This is a genomic window from Natronolimnobius sp. AArcel1 (assembly GCF_011043775.1).
GTDB lineage: Archaea > Halobacteriota > Halobacteria > Halobacteriales > Natrialbaceae > Natronolimnobius.
The window spans coordinates 591,569-611,866 of sequence record NZ_JAAKXY010000002.1 but is presented as its reverse complement, the minus strand read 5'-3'; the positions used below and the strand labels follow the sequence as shown (position 1 = coordinate 611,866).

General features: G+C 58.0%; 23 protein-coding genes and 1 tRNA gene. 14 read left to right on the top strand and 10 right to left on the bottom strand.

The features are described from left to right. Window positions 1-90: 90 nt before the first annotated feature. The 5 genes from G6M89_RS07195 to G6M89_RS07175 all read left to right on the top strand — a co-directional run bounded on the left by G6M89_RS07195 (window position 91) and on the right by G6M89_RS07175 (window position 4,017). A complete protein-coding gene (locus G6M89_RS07195; RefSeq protein ID WP_165161111.1) occupies window positions 91-699 on the top strand; it encodes a hypothetical protein in 609 nt (202 codons plus the stop codon). 250 nt (window positions 700-949) lie between these two features. Then, window positions 950-2,059 (top strand): PQQ-binding-like beta-propeller repeat protein, encoded by a 1,110-nt coding sequence (locus G6M89_RS07190; RefSeq protein ID WP_165161110.1) that lies wholly within the window; start codon window positions 950-952, stop codon window positions 2,057-2,059. Between the two features lie 200 nt (window positions 2,060-2,259). Beyond that, window positions 2,260-3,291 carry a DNA repair and recombination protein RadA gene (radA, locus tag G6M89_RS07185; RefSeq protein WP_165161109.1) on the top strand — a complete coding sequence of 344 codons (1,032 nt, stop codon included), beginning with the start codon at window positions 2,260-2,262 and terminating at the stop codon, window positions 3,289-3,291. Window positions 3,292-3,361: 70 nt separating this feature from the next. Further along, a complete protein-coding gene (locus tag G6M89_RS07180) occupies window positions 3,362-3,604 on the top strand; it encodes an AbrB/MazE/SpoVT family DNA-binding domain-containing protein (RefSeq protein ID WP_165161108.1) in 243 nt (80 codons plus the stop codon). Continuing rightward, on the top strand, window positions 3,604-4,017 hold the full coding sequence (locus tag G6M89_RS07175) for a PIN domain-containing protein (RefSeq protein ID WP_165161107.1): 414 nt from the start codon (window positions 3,604-3,606) through the stop codon (window positions 4,015-4,017). The genes G6M89_RS07180 and G6M89_RS07175 overlap by 1 nt, the downstream gene beginning before the upstream one ends. A 15-nt stretch (window positions 4,018-4,032) precedes the next feature. On the opposite strand, the gene sufU is transcribed toward G6M89_RS07175, so the two are convergent. Further along, on the bottom strand, window positions 4,033-4,461 hold the full coding sequence (sufU, locus tag G6M89_RS07170) for a Fe-S cluster assembly sulfur transfer protein SufU (protein WP_165161106.1): 429 nt from the start codon (window positions 4,459-4,461) through the stop codon (window positions 4,033-4,035). A 94-nt stretch (window positions 4,462-4,555) separates the two neighbouring features. Further along, window positions 4,556-4,867, bottom strand: coding sequence for a hypothetical protein (locus G6M89_RS07165; protein WP_165161105.1), 312 nt, complete (start codon window positions 4,865-4,867; stop codon window positions 4,556-4,558). Window positions 4,868-5,459: 592 nt separating this feature from the next. Between G6M89_RS07165 and G6M89_RS07160 the strand changes: the two genes are divergently transcribed. Next, complete coding sequence (locus tag G6M89_RS07160) at window positions 5,460-6,365, top strand: DUF2971 domain-containing protein (RefSeq protein WP_165161104.1); 906 nt, start codon at window positions 5,460-5,462, stop codon at window positions 6,363-6,365. 904 nt (window positions 6,366-7,269) lie between these two features. Here the strand turns inward: G6M89_RS07160 and G6M89_RS07155 are convergent. The 4 genes from G6M89_RS07155 to G6M89_RS07140 form a co-directional block, all read right to left on the bottom strand. After that, window positions 7,270-7,905: a hypothetical protein gene (locus G6M89_RS07155; protein WP_165161103.1), complete on the bottom strand. Its 636-nt coding sequence runs from the start codon at window positions 7,903-7,905 to the stop codon at window positions 7,270-7,272. A gap of 59 nt (window positions 7,906-7,964) precedes the next feature. Continuing rightward, window positions 7,965-8,996 (bottom strand): hypothetical protein, encoded by a 1,032-nt coding sequence (locus G6M89_RS07150; RefSeq protein WP_165161102.1) that lies wholly within the window; start codon window positions 8,994-8,996, stop codon window positions 7,965-7,967. A 318-nt stretch (window positions 8,997-9,314) separates the two neighbouring features. Further along, window positions 9,315-9,418: transfer RNA gene (locus G6M89_RS07145), tRNA-Arg, on the bottom strand. Window positions 9,419-9,493: 75 nt separating this feature from the next. Continuing rightward, window positions 9,494-9,634 (bottom strand): hypothetical protein, encoded by a 141-nt coding sequence (locus G6M89_RS07140; RefSeq protein WP_165161101.1) that lies wholly within the window; start codon window positions 9,632-9,634, stop codon window positions 9,494-9,496. Window positions 9,635-9,772: 138 nt separating this feature from the next. Between G6M89_RS07140 and G6M89_RS07135 the strand changes: the two genes are divergently transcribed. Both G6M89_RS07135 and G6M89_RS07130 read left to right on the top strand, forming a co-directional pair. Then, window positions 9,773-10,378: an AAA family ATPase gene (locus G6M89_RS07135; protein ID WP_165161100.1), complete on the top strand. Its 606-nt coding sequence runs from the start codon at window positions 9,773-9,775 to the stop codon at window positions 10,376-10,378. After that, window positions 10,375-10,788 carry an RNA-binding domain-containing protein gene (locus G6M89_RS07130; protein WP_165161099.1) on the top strand — a complete coding sequence of 138 codons (414 nt, stop codon included), beginning with the start codon at window positions 10,375-10,377 and terminating at the stop codon, window positions 10,786-10,788. Before G6M89_RS07135 ends, G6M89_RS07130 begins: the two co-directional genes overlap by 4 nt. A gap of 35 nt (window positions 10,789-10,823) precedes the next feature. On the opposite strand, the gene G6M89_RS07125 is transcribed toward G6M89_RS07130, so the two are convergent. Both G6M89_RS07125 and G6M89_RS07120 read right to left on the bottom strand, forming a co-directional pair. Then, window positions 10,824-11,798: a hypothetical protein gene (locus G6M89_RS07125; protein ID WP_165161098.1), complete on the bottom strand. Its 975-nt coding sequence runs from the start codon at window positions 11,796-11,798 to the stop codon at window positions 10,824-10,826. Between the two features lie 151 nt (window positions 11,799-11,949). Further along, window positions 11,950-13,344 (bottom strand): signal recognition particle protein Srp54, encoded by a 1,395-nt coding sequence (locus G6M89_RS07120; protein WP_165161097.1) that lies wholly within the window; start codon window positions 13,342-13,344, stop codon window positions 11,950-11,952. A 155-nt stretch (window positions 13,345-13,499) separates the two neighbouring features. On the opposite strand from G6M89_RS07120, the gene G6M89_RS07115 reads away from it, so the two are divergent. The 5 genes from G6M89_RS07115 (at window position 13,500) to G6M89_RS07095 (ending at window position 17,891) form a co-directional block, all read left to right on the top strand. After that, entirely contained in the window at window positions 13,500-13,958 is a 459-nt protein-coding gene (locus G6M89_RS07115) for a response regulator (protein ID WP_165161096.1), read from the top strand. A gap of 121 nt (window positions 13,959-14,079) precedes the next feature. After that, window positions 14,080-15,051: an aldo/keto reductase gene (locus G6M89_RS07110; RefSeq protein WP_165161095.1), complete on the top strand. Its 972-nt coding sequence runs from the start codon at window positions 14,080-14,082 to the stop codon at window positions 15,049-15,051. 53 nt (window positions 15,052-15,104) lie between these two features. Then, the gene (locus G6M89_RS07105; protein ID WP_165161094.1) at window positions 15,105-15,341 is read left to right on the top strand and encodes a hypothetical protein; all 237 of its coding nucleotides are present in this window, start codon (window positions 15,105-15,107) and stop codon (window positions 15,339-15,341) included. 85 nt (window positions 15,342-15,426) lie between these two features. Continuing rightward, window positions 15,427-16,314 carry a DUF106 domain-containing protein gene (locus G6M89_RS07100; RefSeq protein WP_165161093.1) on the top strand — a complete coding sequence of 296 codons (888 nt, stop codon included), beginning with the start codon at window positions 15,427-15,429 and terminating at the stop codon, window positions 16,312-16,314. A 65-nt stretch (window positions 16,315-16,379) separates the two neighbouring features. Next, entirely contained in the window at window positions 16,380-17,891 is a 1,512-nt protein-coding gene (locus G6M89_RS07095; RefSeq protein WP_165161092.1) for a dihydrolipoyl dehydrogenase, read from the top strand. Between the two features lie 21 nt (window positions 17,892-17,912). On the opposite strand, the gene G6M89_RS07090 is transcribed toward G6M89_RS07095, so the two are convergent. Then, window positions 17,913-18,725 (bottom strand): aldo/keto reductase, encoded by an 813-nt coding sequence (locus G6M89_RS07090; RefSeq protein ID WP_165161091.1) that lies wholly within the window; start codon window positions 18,723-18,725, stop codon window positions 17,913-17,915. A 217-nt stretch (window positions 18,726-18,942) separates the two neighbouring features. Here G6M89_RS07090 and G6M89_RS07085 point away from each other — a divergent pair, with 217 nt between their 5' ends. Further along, window positions 18,943-19,332 (top strand): hypothetical protein, encoded by a 390-nt coding sequence (locus G6M89_RS07085; protein WP_165161090.1) that lies wholly within the window; start codon window positions 18,943-18,945, stop codon window positions 19,330-19,332. A gap of 17 nt (window positions 19,333-19,349) precedes the next feature. Here G6M89_RS07085 and G6M89_RS07080 read toward each other — a convergent pair whose 3' ends face one another. Beyond that, window positions 19,350-20,147 (bottom strand): sulfurtransferase, encoded by a 798-nt coding sequence (locus tag G6M89_RS07080; RefSeq protein ID WP_165161089.1) that lies wholly within the window; start codon window positions 20,145-20,147, stop codon window positions 19,350-19,352. Window positions 20,148-20,298 lie beyond the last annotated feature (151 nt).

The window sequence follows — 20,298 nt, the reverse complement described above, 5'->3', positions numbered from 1 at the left end:
CCACATCACTATGGAGGTGCTCGGATCCGAATATCCGAATCTTGAGTCGAGAGACGTGAATTCTAAGAGGTTGGCCCCGTTGCATGGCGTATGGGACTGCTGGACGGACTTCGTGCCGCCCTTGGATTGCGCGCCGAAGCCGACGCCAAACGTGATGCCGACCCCGAGGACCTGTTCGGGATGAGCACTGCTTATCTGACGATGGAAGCCGAACTCGGCTATGACGCGCTCGATATCGGCGCGCTCTGTTTCTCCGGTGTCGACTCACACAGCTTTCACGAAGCCGTCGACGAGGTCGAAGCCATTCTCGAGGCGGGCCAGCAAGAGACCGGCACCGACTTTTCCGTCTCGGAAGACGACCACGGCTATCACTGGGTTATTCTCGAGGATACCGATCCCGAAGACCTGATCACCAGCCTGCACTTCGCGTCCGATACGTTCGTCGAGCATAACTACGGCTCGCGACTGCTCGCGGCCGTCTTCGCCTACGAAGACCGGTCTGGCGAGCCAGCCTACTGGATCTACTCGTTCCGGCGCGGCCGATTCTATCCCTTTGCCCCTCGAGCCGGCCGCGAACGCGACTCGAGCGCGGAGTTCAAACTCGAGTCGGCACTGGATGGTGAACTCGAGATCGAACGCGAGAAGGAGTATTGGTATCCGCTCTGGCCGAGTACGGGCGGGACCCATCCCTGGGAGTAGGGACTGTTCTGTCCGACCCAAATATATTTGGGAGTAGTGGTTTGATGCTGGCACCGCAACCAATAGGTGCGACAGGAGGATACCGCATCGACACACACCGTTGCGCCATACATCCATTCGCTCCTGTCGTACCGTTCACCCACCATCAACGCCTCCCACCTTTCTGTGGCGTTGTCACACTGGCCCCCAGCAGCCTCGTGTGCGTGTCGTATCCATTCCATTATACCGATTCACTGAGTAGCCCCAGGCAGTGACAGGGTGGACTCAGTACCACGGCGGCCCACAGCACCCCGGCCATCGTCGAGACCTTGCCGGCCCACAGCGAGTCGAAACCAACTGGACAGTCGACCTCTCCGGTGCGGTCGGCCCACCGGTACTCGACCGAGATACCGTCTTCGTCGGCACGGACCGCGGAAACATGTACGCGTTCGACCGCGAGACGGGCCGCCGCCGATGGACGTACGAAACGATCGCTGCAACCGATTCGACGCCGGTCGTTACCCGCGACCAAGTCGTGTTCACCAGCGGCAGTGACACGCTCACGGCTGTCGACCCCGCCCGCGGCGACCTCGAGTGGGAAACGTCGCTACCAGCGCCGGAGGTGACGACGCCAACGCTCGATGACGGACAGCTCTACGTCGGCCACGCAGACGGCCTCTCCGCTCTCGAGGCCGAGACCGGCGACGTGCGATGGACGCACGAAACCGACGCCCCCGTCGTCGCTGCACCCGTTATCGCCGACGCTCGCGTCCGCGACCGAGAGTGGGAGCACTCACGCGTGTTCGCCGCCCTCGCAAACGAGACTGTCGTCGCACTCGAGGTCGAGTCGGGCGAAGACATCTGGACGGCCCCCACAGATGGCGTCGTCACTGCGAGCCCAACGGTCGCAGACGGGCGCGTCTACGTCGGTGACGACGACGGAACTTTGCTCGCACTTGATACCAACTCGGGGCGAACGTGGTTTTCCTACGAAATTCGCGACGGGTTTACGTCGTCTGCGACGGTGCTCCCCGAAGAAGAATCGACGTTCATCGGCGCGGCAGACGGCTACCTCCACGTCACCGATACGACCTTCGGCCGGCGCAAACTCCGGGGCTGGCTCTTTGCGAAGAAAGGCGTCCCACTCGATGGCGAACTCCACGCGAGTCCCGTCGTCATCGGCGACGTCGTCTGTGTCGGCGACACGACTGGCTCGCTCTACGGACTCGACCTCACCGATGACTGCTCGCACCTCTGGCACTTCGGCACCGACGACTCGAGTGCGATCACGAGCACGCCTGCCGTCGGCGACGGACAGCTGTTCGTCGGCAGCGACGACGGGCGACTCTACTGTCTAACGTGGACGCCACCGGAGCAGTAATCTGTCGACAGCGGATCACCCACACGTTCTTCTGTAACACGGATTCGCTGTGTACTGCGAGCGTTTCCTCATACAGCGTCAATGAGAAGTCCGCCGGTAGACGGCCTCAGAAACGATAGATCTGCCAATCTGGAGCTCGAGTTTTACTTTCACTCCCCTGTTAACGAGCCTTTATGGGGTGTCCACCACAACGGAAAAGTATGCCTGACGCAGATCTCGAGACACTCCCCGGAGTTGGCCCAGCAACCGCAGAAAAACTGCAGGAAGCAGGATTTGAGTCGTTCCAGAGTCTTGCCGTCGCCTCGCCCTCCGAGCTGTCGAACACAGCCGACGTCGGCGAGTCGACCGCCGCAGATATCGTCCGCGCCGCCCGTGACGCAGCCGACGTCGGCGGCTTCGAGACCGGATCGACCGTGCTCGAGCGACGAAACGAAATCGGCAAACTCTCCTGGCAGATCGACGAGGTCGACGACCTGCTCGGGGGCGGCATCGAAACCCAGTCGATCACCGAAGTCTACGGTGAGTTCGGGTCCGGGAAGTCCCAGGTCACCCATCAGATGGCGGTCAACGTCCAGCTCCCGAAAGAAGTCGGCGGCCTCCACGGCTGTGCGATGTTCATCGACAGCGAGGACACGTTCCGTCCAGAGCGTATCGACGACATGGTCCGCGGACTCTCCGATGAGGTCATCAACGCCACGCTCGAGGACCGCGAAATTGAGGGCTCAGCGGGAGACGAAGCCGCCGTCGACGAACTCATCGACGACATCCTCGACAAGATCCACGTCGCGAAGGCGTTCAACTCCAACCACCAGATGTTGCTCGCCGAGAAGGCACAGGAACTGGCAAGCGAGCACGAAGAAAGCGAGTATCCAGTTCGCCTGCTCGCGGTCGACTCGCTGACCGCTCACTTCCGCGCCGAGTACGTCGGCCGTGGCCAACTCGCGGACCGACAGCAGAAGCTCAACAAACACCTGCACGACCTCGATAAGGTCGGCAACCTCTACAACGCCGCCGTTATCGTGACGAACCAGGTCGCGTCGAATCCTGACTCGTACTTCGGCGACCCAACGCAGCCAATCGGGGGGAACATCCTCGGCCACAAATCGACGTTCCGGATGTACCTCCGCAAGTCCAAAGGCGACAAGCGGATCGTCCGCCTCGTCGACGCACCGAACCTCGCCGACGGCGAGGCAGTCATGCGTGTTCAGGACGGCGGACTGATGCCGGAGTAACCGTCCGAAACGTGGCTTTGTAAGCCGAATACTTTTTGCCACTTACTTCGTAGCGAGATGTAAGGAACCAATGTCACACGAAGCAACAGTTACATCTCGTGGACAGATAACAATACCAAAAGATGTGAGAGACCAGATGGGTCTCGAGGAGGGCGAAACCGTTCTCTTTCGGTTTGATGCAGACGGAAGTGTGCGACTTGTTCGGGTTCCATCCGACCCCCAAGAGCGCCTCGAGGCGGCTCGCAAGCGTGGCTCGTCGCTCGAGTTAGACGCAGCTGAGTTACTCGATGCAGAGCGTGACGAGTGGTCCTAATGCAGTATCTCGACTCGTGGGTGTGGATCGAGTATGTACTCGGTGGTGCAGTTGACGACGCTGCAAAAACCGTTCTCGAGGCAGCACACGATGACGGTGGCGTCACGTCGACAATTGCGCTTACTGAGATTGACTATATTATACGACGAGAACTCGACCAGGAGACGGCCGATTTTGTAACCAGTTCGATAGAGGATTCAGCAGCGATCCGCGTCATACCCGTCTCAAGTGATATTGCGCTGCAGGCGTCAAACATCCGATCAAAGTACTACAGTCGACGAGAACGCGAACTCTCGTACGCAGACGCAATTCATATTGCCACGGCACTGCAGAAAGACTGTTCAACGATCCAGACAGGCGATGCAGATTTCGATGGCCTCGACGAAATCGATGCTGTTGTCCACCAGAAATAGACCGAACGGCCGCCCTCAATCCTCCGTCGTCGTCTTCTCCACGTCAAGTTCGCCCTGATAGATCTCTGCGCCGTCTTGGGCGACCTTCTCGGCGAGCACCGCACACTTGACTCGCATCGGGGAGATATCGACGCCAAGCATGTCGATGATATCGTCGCGGTCCATCTCGAGCAGTTCCTCGAGCGTTTTCCCTTGAAGTTTCGTCGAGAGCATGCTCGCGGAGGCCTGGCTGATCGCACAGCCGTCGCCGGAGAAGGCGACGCGCTCGATTGTCTGGTCGCCGTCGTCCTCGTCGGCGAGTTTGACATCCATGCGGATCTCGTCGCCACACATTGGATTCTCGCCGATGTGGGTAAACGTCGGCTCCTCGAGTTGCCCGTAGTTACGCGGGTTTTTGTAGTGGTCGAGGATCTGCTGTCGGTACATATCCGAACCCAGTCCCATCGTTGGACACGGATACGGCTGTCTGCTGTAAAAGGGTTCCGGGGCAGTGTGTGGCGGACTCGAGTGCGGTGCAGCCCCGGATGTGAGTGGGGGTTCAGTTGCCGTCAGCGTCGAGCTGGTGCAACACCTCCGGTGACACCCGACAGCCACAGGGGCGGGCGAACGCCGTCGTCGGGCCGAGGACCGTCACGCCCACAATGCGGGCGTCACAGGCCGGGCACGGGCGACTCGAGGGCGTCCTCGAGAGCGGTTGGGACGAACTCGAGTCTGGGTTGGTGTCCGTGTCGGGGTCGTCTGTGTCGGGTCTCGAGTTAGTTCTCTCACCGGCGTCGGCGTCCGAGTCTGTTCCGCCGTCGGCGTCTGCATCTGTGCCACAGTCCGGTTTCCCATCGCGATCAGCGGCCATCGGCTGTTGCCGCCGGGTGTGGATGGTGCTCTCGAGGGGAGCGATTCGACTGTCGTGCGGGATGTTTATGTCCCGGTAGAATGAACGGAATCATGCTTGCAAAACCCCAGGAGGGTTTTGGAAGCCGTCTCGGGTGCTGGTTCCACCCGGGGCATTTCACTCATGCCCGGTTTGGCTTCCGGTTGGTTTATTGTCGTGTTGTGACTTATAACTACTGTTCGTGGGTGGGAGGGAACAGTACACTCGTCTGTTGCAGTTCTAGTATGGTTGCTCGCTCGAGTGCGCTTTCTCGGCAGGCGTAGTCACCTCCAGTTCAAATCTACATCATTGGAACACACGACCAGCAAAATCTTGTTTTTCGACTCGCTAAACCAGCCTATTCTGCCCAAAACATAGTTCTTCTATCACTCTACTGGACAATTCGGTGGATCGGAAACCTGACTAGCAACCAAGATGCGCACAAGGTACCGTCGTCTCATGTGCATATTCGAGAACCGTGTTTTATCCGACGTGTAACCCTTTGGATCTATAATGGGGAAGAAAAGAATCGAAGCACCACCGGTTTTTAGACCTTAGCAAACGCAAATAGAGCATGCCAATAACAGATGATGAAAAGTACTATATTACAAGTTGTGACGAAGACCTTTGGAGATATGTAGGGTTTGATCACTTCTTGGATATTTTAAGGACTGAAAAATTGTTATTTCGACGTATTTCAAATTTTGATGATCCATATGAAGGTACCGTTCCAAACGCCTACGTTCAATTGCGAGAAAATGAATACGAAGATTCAGATGAATGGGATGACGATATAACCGAAATTCTGTCTTCTCTTACTGAATTTATTGGTAAATCGTCCTATGGTAATTGCTGGCATAGAAATGACAAAGAATCTGCATCAATGTGGGAGCACTATGGTGATAGAGGGATTGCCATTGTCAGTGATCCTAGTTCATTGGTGACTGGTTTTGAGAAAGACGACCGAGATCTTTTTTCACGCCCAGTAGAATATCTAAATTTCTATTCAGATTTTGAAGAGCTAAGCAATGATGAGCGAGATAAATTAGAAGATTTTGCTGACGAGGCTTCATCAGAGCTGGTTTCTCCATTATTTATAAAGAGAAGGAGTTTTTCACACGAAAATGAACTCAGAATAATCTATTGTGACCTTGATATAATTTCTGAGGAAGAATTTGAGTCTGTTGATTATAACATTGTTTATGAAAAAGAAGGAGAAACGAAAAGGAAGAAATTTCCCTTATTAACGTACATCAATGGTGAAACAGGTGTAGTTAACGCTTGTAAAACGCCAGAGGACCCGACAAAGCATATAGAGATCAGAGCAACCGATGTTATTAATCAAATTCGTGTGGCCCCTCAGGCAGATGATTGGTTTTATAATACTGTATGCGAAGCGGTAGATTCTATGGGGCCTGATGACCTCACTTCTGATGATGTAAGAAGATCAGATACAGACAAACATGAGCCGATTCATTAGTCATTTACCCTGTTATTACATACTGTCAATTAGTGTGGCTATCCTACTTGAATCTCCATAGGATCCACGGCATTTCGTGAGCATTAACTAGATATTCTCACACAGTGGTTGGAATGGGATGCTGTTACTTTTCGCTGTTGTCGCCTTGGCAATCGTGTAGAGACGGGAGGTTGATCTAGTCCTTTGACCTCAGCCACAATTTTAGTCCCAACAAAGCACCCGTTGGTGCTGTTTACAATGACAATTTAAGTGAGATTTCGCTAAGCGCGAACGTCAATGACTTCAAAGTTAGAAAGAGCATGGCCAGTCTCACTGTCCCGGATTGTCAGCGAATGATATCGGCCAGCACTTTGAACGCTACCCCGGGGATAGACATCGAGCTTGATCGGGAACTGTCGGTCCGAAACATCTGTACAGGACAACCGATTCGTCTCCGGGTTGTACGAATGCTCTCGTCGCGGCCTCGTCTCTAATTCGACCCCAATCTCAGATGACGAGTCAAACCGGATGTCAAAGCTACTGTTGAATTGCGTTAATTCCATCACTCCGTGAACTTTCGTGGAGTCATTCTGTATTAAGATATTGTCACGTCTCTCAGAGGGCTTATCTGGCTCGCGCTCACCGCTGACGAGGTGTGTTGGTGTACAAGAGACTCGGATTCCGAATGGGCGCCCAGTCCAGTATGCGTGAACGAATGCTGCAAAAAGAATTGGCAGGGAAAATGCCCCGACAATCCATTGTAGCTGTGGATCGGGGAGGAGTCCCGAGATCCCGATGAGCAATGGGATAGCGAGACTTACCATAAAATATGCATTAGTATTTGTGAAGTGATTGATATACCTCCGAAGGACTGCTTGGACCGAACTCAAAACAGATATGCCGGTTCCTGCCATCTCTCACCGAATTATTCAGAGAGAACCTCTCGCTCAAAGGTCTGCACGATATACTCACGGCCCAGCTCCCACTCCGATTCTACCTGAATACTCCCACCTCGATACTCTACGAATATCTCGTTCCCTTTCTCGACAAACCCAACGGAAGCACTTTCTATTGCATACCCCCCCACAACATCTTCTCGATCAACGCCGTCAACATCTTCATAACGTACTTCCTCTCCCTGATCGAGAACTGTAATCTCAAGTATCCGATCAGCAATCATAAGGAAGTCCCAGAGTGCATCCTCTGGTGCATGCAGATTTCGATAGATCTTCAGCGCTCTCGAGGTAGCTTCGGTAAATTGAGTGGTCACCAGGTCGAGCGATGGAATATCTGTTTGTACCTCAGTGAGGAATAAGTTCGACCCTGTCCGGAACTGGAAGTCAACCGGGATCGTCCGACCTGACGTATAATTAGATTCTTCCTTGTAAGATAATCTGCCCAGAATGATATCCTGGGTGCGGAAGGGATATTGCTCGACAATTGGCTCAACTGTCTTGCTATCTACAGATTTGATCGAAACTTGGCCTTTCGAAACCCCGCGTAGCGAATCCTCTAAACGATCCGTTGAGGCGCTTGCCTTGCGAAGGTTGGTTTCGGCCATCGTTATTCTGCTTTCGTTCTTTAGTGTGAAAGTCTTCCGGGTCCTGCTTCAGACTATGGTTAGTCTGAGAATTCGTCAATCCCTGATTGATACTGATTATACTCCTCAGGGCCACCTTTCTGTCTGTACTCACGGATTACGTCATCAATAGAGAACTGAATCTCAACGCCCTGCCGTTTGCACTCCTTGTAGATATCCTCAAAGAACTGTTCAGGAGGGTATTTTCGCTCACTCTCCATGCGTTGCCATTGATCAAAAAGGTCAATGAACTCTTTGAGAAAAGCAATGGAGACTGCCATGCGTTCGATATCGGGTGATCCTTTTATTGCGTGGTCTGCGAGAACGTGTATACGCCCCTCCGATGAAATTCGCACTCGGAGGAAAACCCCCGAAATGCTGAAAACGCCCTCCAACTGGATTATGCCCATCTGCCGTAAGACGCCCATCAGAACCGGGGTCGATTTTGTCACATCGATCGAATCCGCAACCTGACCTTGTTGGCCGAATAAGTCAGGTTCGTCGCTCTCCACACGTGCATCAGTCAACATGTTGACCGATAGTGGACCGGGGAGCACTTCGCTATTTTTCTCTTTTGAAAAGAGCCAGAGAAGAAAGTCTGGAGAAAACTCTATTTCCCTAATGTCGAGATACTCTTTCAGAGTTCCTGAAAGTAGTTCACCTGCTTGATCCGCTTCTGTCTTTTTCCCCCGGACAAAGAGATAGTTAGGCTTAGCCCAGAATGCATCGAAGGAGGATTCACCGGTTTTGACCGGTGCTTCTTCCACTTCGCCATCCACCTCTACCTCATGATATTCCCATATCTCTTCGCGGTACTGAAGTGCGTTGATCTTCTCAAGAAAATCTTCAATCTGATCGCCAACTCTCGGTTCGCTTGACACCATTTTCTGAAATGGAATTGACCGATACCCACGACCTGTAGATTCGATATTCCCTTCTGAGAAGTCGGTCAGTTCTTTGCTGACGATTTCATCGAATTCAAAGCCAGAATCGAGGATTGTCGTAGAGTAGATTCCGTTAAATACGAGTCGACCCTCATACTCGAATTCCTCATCCAGCCTTTCTGTACTCATCTAATCGAAATCTATAGGGATATGATAAATAACCTTTGACTGATTAGAGGGTCGAATCTACACTCTTATTTCATGTGCTTCAACTGGAGAGATGGTATACAGAGACGGGTCGGATTCCTGTAAACCTGGCAGGCCTTCTCGAGACCACGACCCTTCACCAGTGAGAACACCCCGCCAACGCAGAACTGCTCGAGTTATCCTACTCGTCAAAAATCAAGAGTACGATGGGATTTGAACCACGGTCGCAGCAAGCTGCTCCCTGATTCAAATCCTCTGCGTGCTGCGGTTCAGCACGCCTCGTAGTACTCGGCGGCTTCACGGGCACGATGGGATTTGAACCCACGACCGTCGGATGTCTTCCCCCACCGCAGACGCGGCGAGGATAGAAGTCCGACGCTCTTTCCGGACTGAGCTACGTGCCCTCGAGGCTAACTCAACGACCGATTGGCATAAACAGTGCGGATTGTCGCCTCAGAACGGCACACAAGCGCCGACACTCACACCCCGAGAAATCGCAGGAACAAGCCAAGCCCCAACAGCAGAATACCAATCGCAGTGCCGACAAACGGCGGCACCACCGGAATCGGGATGATGATCAACAGGAGGGCACCAGCGATGACTTTCGTGGACAGGCGCATACGAACGCACTCGCCCTCGAGCGCCAAAGAGGGCCAGGGTCAGGTCACGAGAGTGACGACGGCCGCCACTCGAGTCCGAACACGAACACGATAGCGAACCCACAGTCCTTAAGCACGCAACACTGTTACCTCGAGTTGATGCACGTCATCGGAACGGTGGGCCTCCCGGGCAGCGGCAAGGGCGAGGCGGCCACCGTCGCACGCGAGGACGGAATCCCGGTGGTGACCATGGGCGATGTCGTCCGCCAGGAGACGGCCGACCGCGGCCTCGACCCGACGAAAGACCACGGGACCGTCGCCCAGGCGCTGCGCGAGGAAAACGGCCCGGCGGCGATTGCCGAGCGATCACTGCCGATGATCGAGGACCGACTCGAGGACCACGACACCGTTCTCGTCGACGGCCTGCGCTCGGGAACCGAACTCGACGCCTTCGAAGACGAGTTCGGCGAGCACTTCACACTCGTCAGCATCGAAGCCCCCTTCGACCTCCGCGCCGAGCGGATCACCGACCGCGGGCGCGATGCGAGCGCAGACAACGGTGGCGAACCGCTCGAGGCCCGCGACGAGCGCGAACGTGGCTTCGGGATGGACGACGCGATGGATCGCGCCGACGTGGTCATCGAGAACACGGACTCACTCGAGGCGTTCCACGAGCGCGTTCGACGCGTGATCCGCGAGGGACCGACTGGCGATGACGAGAGCGAACCGACACCCGAACAGAGCGAGCAAAACGAAATCCAATGACAGAGATCTACCGCATCGACGTGGAGATTACGGCACCGGTGTACGACACTGAGGTAACGAGTCGCGTCGCCGACGCCGTCGGCAACATCTTCCCGAACGCCGACATCACGGAAGAGTTCGGCGAGATTCGTGCCGAAGCCCACTCGATGGACCACTTTTCCGAGCTGTTGCACCGCCAGGAAATTCTCGATACCGCCCGCGGCGAGTTCTTTTCGAACCGCGACGGCCAGACGTTCTCGTTCGCTCTCAAAAAGCAAGCGGCGTTCGAGGACCGAATCAACTTCTCCGTCGGCGAGCCCGACGAACTCGGCGAGATCAGCGTCCGCGTTCGCGTCGACGAGCCCACACTCGAGGAGTACGTAGACGCAATTGCTCCACCAACGGAAGACGGCAAACCGATCGATAGCTGAGTTCCCAGGCGTATCTAGGGACTACCGAACGACGGCTACTCCTCCGCACACGAGTCTGCGTCCTCGAGTGCGTCCTCCGCGTCGTCCTGCCGTTGCTGGGCAGTCATGAAATCACCGTCAGCAGCCGCGCCTGCAGCATCCTCGAACGCACTCGCGGCCGTCTCGAGCGACCCGCTCTGACAGAGGGCAGTTTCGAACGAGGGGACGAGTGCAGTCGGCGCACTGTCTTTGCCGGCGTCGAACGTCTCAGTCGCACGTTCAAACGCCGATTCGGCGTCGCCAAAGGCCGCTTTAGCAGCCTCGTGATCGTCGTCATCAGTTGCCTCCCGTCCTGCCTCGAGGTCCTCGTTACCCGCGAGCAGGTCATCGTAGCCTGTCGCAAGGGCAAGCTGTGCATCGAGGACAGTCTCGAGTTCGTCAGCCCCGGCTTCGATCTCCTCGAGATCGATAACAGCAAGCGAAGAGAGGTGGTCAGCATCGAGTGACTCGAGGTCGCCCTGTGCGTCCGCGAGTGCCGACTCGGTGTCCTCGAGCGTCGACCTGCGGTCGTCGATACGGCCGCTGGCATCGGCCCGGTCGTCGGCGTCACCATCCTCGAGCGCAGCCGTCGTCGAATCGATATCGTCGGAGACCGTCTCATCAGTGACGGTATCGGTGGTTTTGACAATCGTCTCGAGGACGCCCGCGTAGGTCTCGAGTGCCTCGAGATCGGCTTCCTGTCCGTCGAGTTCGGCAGCCGCCGTCTCGAGGTGATCGTCGGCTGTTTCGAGGAGGTCCTCGGGTTCGTCCGGGTCGAACGAGACATCGTCTGGATCGCCCTCGAGATCCGTCTCGTAGAGGACGAGCGCAGTATCGTTCAGTGCGCCGACCGCTCGAGAGAGCGCCCGTTCGCCGGTGCGATCAGCGACTTCAACATCCTCGCTGTCTCCACTGAGTGTATCGAGACAGCCTGCAAGTGTGACGACCCCCAACCCGACGCCGCTGCGAGCAAGGATCTGTCGACGGTTCATGACTCGAGCGTTTGTCTCGGCTCTCTTTAATATGACGACCAGACTGTCAGAGAGTCATCACAGTCTGGGACGGAAACGGATATATGAAGAAAATAACAGTGACTTAGCAAGCGAGTGAAACAACGCTCGAGCGCGAAAATCGAGGAAGCGGTTATCCGAACGGCCCCATGCCGCCCATGCCACCGCCGCCACCGCCACCGCCCTGTTGCATCTGTTGCATCATGCGTTGCATCTCCTGATCGGAGCCCATGCCCTGGAACTGCTTGATGGTCTTTTCCATCATCTTGTACTGCTGGAGCAGTTGGCGGACCTGCTCTTCGCTCGTCCCGGAACCGCGGGCGATGCGTTCGATCTGGCTCGCGCCGATGGCTTTCGGATACTCCTTTTCGGCGTCGGTCATCGAATCCATGATGACGCTAAAGGTTCGCATCCGCTCCTGGGTAACGTCCATCGCATTATCTGGAAGCTGGTCTTTGATCCCGCCGCCGAACCCAGGGATCATGTCCATGACCTGATCGAGTGGCCCCATGTTGTTCATCGCCTCCATCTGCTTTTGCATGTCGTTCAGGGTGAACTGGCCCTTGAGCATGTCCTCTGGGTCCCAGTCCTCTTCTTCGATCTCAGTCTGCTCCATCGCGCGCTCGACGCGCTCTGCGAGCTGGCCGAGATCACCCATCCCGAGCAGTCGGGAGATGAAGCCGTCGGGCTCGAAACGCTCGACGTCCTGTACTTCCTCACCGGTCCCGAGGAAGGCAATCGACGAATCGGTCTGATCGACTGCCGTCAGGGCACCACCACCCTTTGCGGTACCATCCAGTTTCGTGATGACCACGCCGTCGATGCCAATCGACTCGTCGAACTGAGCGGCTTGATCTTTCGCGCCCTGACCGATTGCTGCGTCGAGGACGAGCAGGGACGTATCGGGCTCGACAACGCCTTCGATCTGCTCGATTTCGTCGATCAGGTCGTCCTCGAGTGCGTGGCGACCCGCCGTGTCCACGATGTGAACGTCAGCGTCGCTCGTCTCCTCGAGTCCCTTGCGGGCGATGTCGACCGGATCGTCGTTGTCCGGGTTGCCGTAGAAGTCGACCTCGGCGCGTTCGCACATCTCCTTTGCCTGCTGGTAGGCACCGGGTCGGAACGTGTCGGTCTGGATCACTGCCGGGCGCAGGCCCTTCGTCGAGAACCACCAGGCCATCTTGGCCGAGGAGGTCGTCTTACCAGACCCCTGCAGACCCGCAAGGAGGATGGTCTGTTCCTCGAGCGGAAGGTCGGTCGAGTCACCGATCAGATCGACCAGTTCCTCGTAGACGATACGGAGGACGAAGTCACGCGCCGGCGTCCCGGCGGGTGGTTCCTCCTCGAGTGCGCGCTGTTTGATATTGCCCGAGAGTTCCTGAACGAGCGAGATGTCGACGTCGGCGGAGATCAGCGACCGTTGGATCTCCTTGACGATTTCCTCGACGTCTTCCTCGCTGATCCGGGACTTGCCACGGAGCGTATCGAGCGTGCCCCGCAGTGAACTGCCGAGATCGTCGAGTACCATTTGTACCCCCTACGAGACGACGGCGTTAAAGGCTTTTTCTACCCGCGACTCACTCGAGGCCAAGATGAGTGGCGTTTGTCGACTCGTGTAGCGAGTGTAGAGTAATCAATACAACTGACCGCGACTTTTTATCCACCCACGAAAAAGAGGGTGTAATGGCCTCAGACGTTGAACGCGAGGGGGAGCTCATTACTATTTTACTCGTTGAGCCAAACCCCGGAGATACGCGGCTCTTCACGGAATCGTTCAAAGACGCGCAGCTCACAAATCAGTTATACACCGTTGCTGATGCCGATGACGCTCTCGATTTTATCAACCAGCGCGGCGAGTACGCGGCCGATCCGAAGCCGGATCTCATCCTACTCGAGCCAAAGCCACCTGGGAAGAACGGGACAGACGTCATCGCCGAACTAGATGCCGAGCCGACACTGTCAGATATTCCTGTCGTCGTTCTCACAAGTTCGAAAACTGGTGAAGACATCGTCAAATCGCACGGCATCGATGCAGATCATTACATCCAAAAACCGGTCGAACCCGAAGATTATCTGGAGTTTGTACAGGAAATCGAGGGGTTCTGGATGGGCATTCTCCAGCAAACGCCAGCAGATAACTGACAGATTCAGATACCAGTCTGTAACTCGTTTCGGTACTACCCCTGCCAGTAGCGGCGAGAAGGGTCTGGGAACACCAGCGGTATATGGTCGACCAGCGTGACTATACCTGAGAGTCACACCCATGGAATACACGACACTCGGCTCGACCGGCATGCAGGTCAGCAAAATCTGTCTCGGCTGCATGAGCTTTGGCAGCGGCGAACCCTGGATGCTAGACCGCGAGGAGAGTCGCGAACTCATCGAACGCGCCATCGACCTCGGAATCAACTTCTTCGATACGGCAAACATGTACTCGAGCGGCGAGTCAGAACAGATTCTCGGCGATGTGCTCGCTGACTACGACCGCGACGAGCAGGTCGTCGCAACGAAAGTGCGATTCCCCTCCGACAGCGACCACCCGAACGCTGCCGGACTCTCGAGAAAGACCATCGAACAGGAACTCGAGGCCTCGCTCGACCGATTGGGAATGGACACAATCGACCTCTATCAGACCCATCGCGTCGATCCGAACACGCCGCCAGAAACCACGCTCCGCGCACTAGACGACGCCGTTCGCCGCGGGAAGGTCAGACACGTTGGGACGAGTTCGATGTACGCCCACGACCTCGCAGAGCGACTGCGCACGAGCGAGCGCGAGGGCCTCGCGTCCTTCGAGACGATGCAGAATCACTACCATCTCGCCTATCGGGAAGAAGAGCGCGACACGCTGCCGATGTGCGACAAAAACGATATCGCCGTCATCCCGTGGGGGCCACTCGGCCAGGGCTATCTCACCCGCCCCGTTGACGACCTCGAGTCCACGACGCGTGGTGACCCCGAAAATCGCCACAATCCAGCACCGGAGTACGACCGCGGCGGCGGGCGCGAGATCAACGCCCGCATTCAGGAACTCGCAGCCGACAAGGGCGTCACGATGGCCCAGATTGCCCTCGCCTGGCAGTTCCAGAACGAGTACGTCGACGCGCCAATCGTCGGCACCTCGAGCATCGAGCATCTCGAGGACGCGGTTGAGGCCCTCGAGATCAACCTTTCCGACTCGGATGTGGAGTATCTCGAGGAGCCGTACGAACCACAGCCAGTGATCGGGATCTAACCCAATCCCACGCTGTCGATGCGTATTTCACCCGCGCGACCCGAGAGCGGAGTATGAGTTCCGACGGAGACGGCGAAGCCGAGCCAGTCGACCCCGACGAGTACGACGAACTCGTGGATGCAGACGTCGAAACGTGGGTGGACGAGAACGGCCTCCACATCGCCGAAGACGAGATCACGGGCGTCTCGAGCCAAGGGCCGGACGAGCGAACGGCCGTCGAAAATCTCGCGGCCGCGGTCGAAACCCACCGCGAAGCGGACGAAGACACGACGGGAGACAACTGGTTATAAGACACGACCGTCAGGGTCGTGTGGGCTGTTTCACAGCGAGTAACCGCGAGTAACGCCTACTGCAGCCGGCATCATTTCGTCCGGCATGACAGCCGCTGGAATAGCAGTTGCAACCGATGACAATGGAGCGGCGGCCCTGGCAGTTGTTCTCCGGTCCGCCGAAGAAGGTGATGGCACCGTCGCCTGGGCCGATGTCAGCACCGATATCGAACGTGAGCACTGGGGAGCAATGCTCGAGCAGGGCGTCCTCGTTCCAGCAGAACGCGAGAGCGACGCTGATCGGTTCGTGCTTGCAAATCCGACCGCAGTCGCCGAGACACTCGAGGCGCGCGAGTTCGTTCCACCCGAACCGAAGGGGTGGTCCCGCGCCGATTTCGTCGCCGCAGTCGGCGCGCTCGCACTGCTTGCGAGTTACTGGGTCGGCGCGACTCGAGGCGCAATTGGAGCCACGCTGGACCTCGCGCTGGGACCGGTTGCGACGCTCCTCCCGTTTCCAGGGCTTATCCTCCTGTGTGCGGCCACAACAACTGCCGCCGCACTGATCGTCCGCCACCGAATCGACTCGCCCGATGTAGACGGCCTGCGCCACCGGAGCCGCGAACTACAGGCGCGACTCGCAGCCGCTCGAGCGCGAGGTGACGAGACGACAGCGACCCGGCTCACGACACAGCGCCAAGACCTACTGGAACGGCAAGCATTCCTGCTGGCCAACCAGCTCAGAGTCCTCGTATGGACGATGCTCATGACCGTTCCCGTCATCATCTATCTCTCCTGGGTGGTAACCTCGCCCGCCCGCGCGACCGCGCCGCTGGTGACCGTCGCCCCAATTCTCGGCGACATCGTCTGGACCGCCCGCGTCGTCGGCCCCGTCCAGGCGTGGCTCGCCTGGTACGCGCTCAGTTCGCTCGCCTCGAGTCTCGTCGCCCGGGGTGTTTCTCGAGCGATCCCGGACCGGTTCGCCGCCAGCGCGTAGCTGGCACCAACCCGGCTGGCATCGCAGGTCTCGGTTTTACCCCGCAGACGGTAGACGCACTGCCCATGACCACCACAGCGTACGATGTCGTCGTCATTGGCGGCGGCTCGGGCAGTCAGGTAGCGACCGCAGCGGCCGAACAAGGCCTCGAGGCGGCCGTCATCGAGCCTGGCCCGCTCGGCGGCGCGTGTATCACCAGAGGCTGTATCCCCTCGAAGGCGCTCATCCACCGCGCGGACGTGGCCGAGACGGTTCGACGCGCCGCAGAGTTCGGGATCGACGCCACCCTCGAGTCGGTCGACTACGGCGCGTTCACCGACGCAATTCACGACACCGTCTACGAAAAGGCTGAACGACAGGCAGACAGTCTCGAGGACAATGAGCACGTCACGCTCTACCGCGGCGAGGGGCGATTCGTTGACGACCACACGATAGCAATCGAGACAGCAGACGGGCGCGACGCGGTCGCAGTCGACGGTGCCGAACGCGGCGAGGGTGATGAGGCGCTCGAGATCGAGGGCGAATCAATCGTCCTCGCGGTCGGGAGCCGACCCGTCGTGCCGCCAATTGACGGCCTCGAGGACGTGGATTTCCTCACGAGCGACGACGCGCTCTTTCTTTCCGATCAGCCCGACTCGCTCGTCATCGTCGGCGGGGGCTACATCGGGGTCGAACTGGGCTACGTCTTCGGTGCGCTCGGAACGGATGTCTCGCTGATCGGGCGCAGCGAACAGCTCGTCCCGCGAGAGGACGACGAGATCAGCGCGGTCGTAACCGAGTCGCTCGAGCGCTACTGCGATGTCTACACCGGCTACGAGGCGAGTGACGTTGGCTCGAGCGAGAACGGCGGCGTGATCGTTACCGCAGAGTCGACTGACGAGAGGAGCGACAAGAAGAACGGCGACGGCGACAGCGAACCCGCAAGCGTCGATCTCGAGGCAGACGACCTCTTGCTCGCCACTGGGCGTCGTCCCAACACTGACACGCTCGCCCTCGAGAACACGGGTATTGAAACGGATGAGTCGGGACACATCAAGACGGATGCCCGACTCGAGACGGCAGTTGAGGGCGTCTGGGCGCTGGGCGATATCGTCGGCGAGGAGCCCTACAAACACGCGGCGGACTACGAGACGAGAGTCGTTTCAACGAACGTCTTCGACGATGCAGCGAGCGAAGTCGACTATACGGCGATGCCCCACGCGATTTTCACGTCGCCGCAGGTCGCGAGCGTCGGGCGGACTGAGAGCGAACTCGAGGACGATAGTCAGGAATACGAGTCAGCGACGGTCCCGTTTACCGCCGCGCCGCTGGGACTGATCCGCGGGGCGGACGACGGACTCGTGAAAGTTCTCGCTGGCCCGGACGGCGAGATTCTGGGCTGCCATATCGCCGGCCCCGACGCATCAACGCTGATTCAGGAGGTCGTCGTCGCGATGGACAGCGGGTCCGGAACCGTCGACGACGTAGCGGACCCCGTCCACGTCCACCCCGCGCTATCTGAGGTGATTCACGCGGCGTTCGACGAACTGTCCTCTCGGCCGTACTCGACCGCGCCGGACTGGCAAGATGTGGCGTAGTCGACCGAATGCAGCCCCAGTCTACCAGTTCCAGGGGCCGTGATCGGCGTCGATCACGCGGTGACGGCGCTCAATTGAGTCGATCAGGTCGATATCGTCGTCGTCCAACTCGAGATCCGCCGCAGCCAGATTCTGTGCCATGTGCTCGCGGCTGCTGGCTTTTGGAATCGCGGCGACGTTGTCGTGGCTCAGTAGCCAGGCGAGCGACACCTGCGCTGGCGTCGCGTCGTGTTTGTCGGCCACGTCCTGAATCTCGGGCACGTCAAACACCTCGCCTTTCGCCAGCGGCGAGTAGGCGACGAGCCAGTGGTCGTGTTCCTGCGCGTAGGCTACCAGCTCCTCCTGCGGAAGCAGGGGATGCATCTCGACCTGATGGGCAAACAGCGGGGCCTCGAGCACCTCACGGGCCTCATCAAGCAACTCGGGCGTGAAATTCGAGAGGCCGACGCGGCGCGTTTTGCCCGCCTCGTAGGCGTCGTTGTAGTGGGGAAGCACCGTCTCGTGGTCGTAGATTCCCGACGGCCAGTGGACGTACAGCAGGTCGACGGCGTCGACCCCGAGTCGCTCGAGGCAGCCGTCGATAGCGTCTGGCACGTCCGCAGGGTCGTCGGGCACGTCGTGGTGAACGGTCTTCGTCGAGAGGAAGATATCATCGCGGTCGACAGCACTCGAGCGGAGCCCCTCGCCGACGTACTGCTCGTTTTCGTACACCTGTGCGGTGTCGACGTGGCGATAGCCGCTCTCGAGGGCGGTCTGGACGTTGTCGGCCCACTGCTCGCGGTTGTCGTCAGAGTACGTGCCGAGTCCGATCCGTGGGAACGAGTCGCGTGGCATTGGATCGGCGTTTGCGAGGCGGGCGGTTTACTCTTCGGATCGCGGAACTATAGTAGCCACTGCAAGTCACTGCACACCTGATCGCACAGCCGTCGTGCGATCAGTGTGTAAATAGTTGCAGTTGTTACTATATAGGCGCTCGAGCGTCGCAGTGTCACGATCTGAAACTGCTGTAGCCAGTCACAAAACACTTGTTTGATTACTTGAATGAGGGGGTATGCAACCAGGTCCCCGTTCATCAAGAGGAAACTCAACGAGGCACTCGAGACGGCCTTCGTCTACAGGCGGAACGGACCGCCCACTGGGCGTTACAATTATTTGCGGACTCGGCATCCTCGGCATCCTTGTCTCGTTCCTTCCAATCTTCCAGTTACTGGGGATAGGGGGCGTCGCTGCCACCATTGCGCTCTTCCTGTTCGGACTCAATATTGCCCACCTGGTCGTCATTATCGGACTGTTGAACATGAGCGCAACCGCGCTGACGTGGGCGTACGTGTTCTACGGGATCGGTCTGTTATTCGACCTCATCATGTTCAACCTGATCGGCGTACTCGTATCGGGTATTATCCTCTTTTACCTCGCGTCCGTCTCGCATAAGTTCACGTAACGACCGATGCCGTCCAGTCACTCGCTCGAGCCCGTCACCACCTCGCCATCATTAGCCAACCACTCCGTCAAACTCCCCTCGTAGAAGGCGACATTCTCGTAGCCGAGCGCCCGGAGGACGACGTAGGTGTGGCTGATTCGCCGGGCGGTGTTACAGTAGAGGACGATCTCGCGGTCGGGCGTAATGCCGTGCTCGGCGAGCAAGTCCTCGAGTTCGTCCGCGGGCTTCAGTCGACGGGTTTCGTCGTCGATGACCTCGCGCCAGTCGAAGCGTACCGCACCCGGTAGATGAGCCTCCTCGAACTCGGCCTGTTCGCGCGTATCGACGAAGACGGCGTCGCGCTCGAGCGCGTTCTCGACCGCCTCGAGGCCGACGAGTGGGCTGTCGTCGCGCTCGAGCGGGTCGGCTTCGTAGTCGGTCGGAGCGACGTCGGGTGCGTCGCTCGTCGTTTCGTGGTCGCGGTTCCAGGCGCTGTAGTCGCCATCGAGCAGGCGCACGTCCGCGTGGCCGTACACAAGGGCGGTAAGTACGAACCGAGCGGCGAAGACGCCGTGGGTGTCGTCGTAGGCGACGACGGTGTCCTCGGGAGTGATCCCGGCGTCGGAGAGCAGTGCAGCGAAGGCATCGGCTCCCGGCAAGGTGCCTCGATCCACGTCGGTTTCGTCGCGATAGCTGTCGAAGGGAACGGAGACAGCGCCGGGCACGTGCCCGATGCCGTCGTACTCCCAGGCGTCGCGAACGTCGACCACGCGAACGTCGGCGTCCTCGAGATGTGCGGCGAGCCAGTCGGGGGAGACAACGAAGGAATCGTCCATTATCTCGAGGATATCGCCGCGACGCCCATAACGCACCGGTCGCGGCACCACTTCCCTGGGTACCGAGCTCGCGGCATAATTCTCCGGTTCGGGACGACTCGCTGGGTGCATATGACGGGTCCCAAACCAGGGTGATAGCGAACCGACAGCA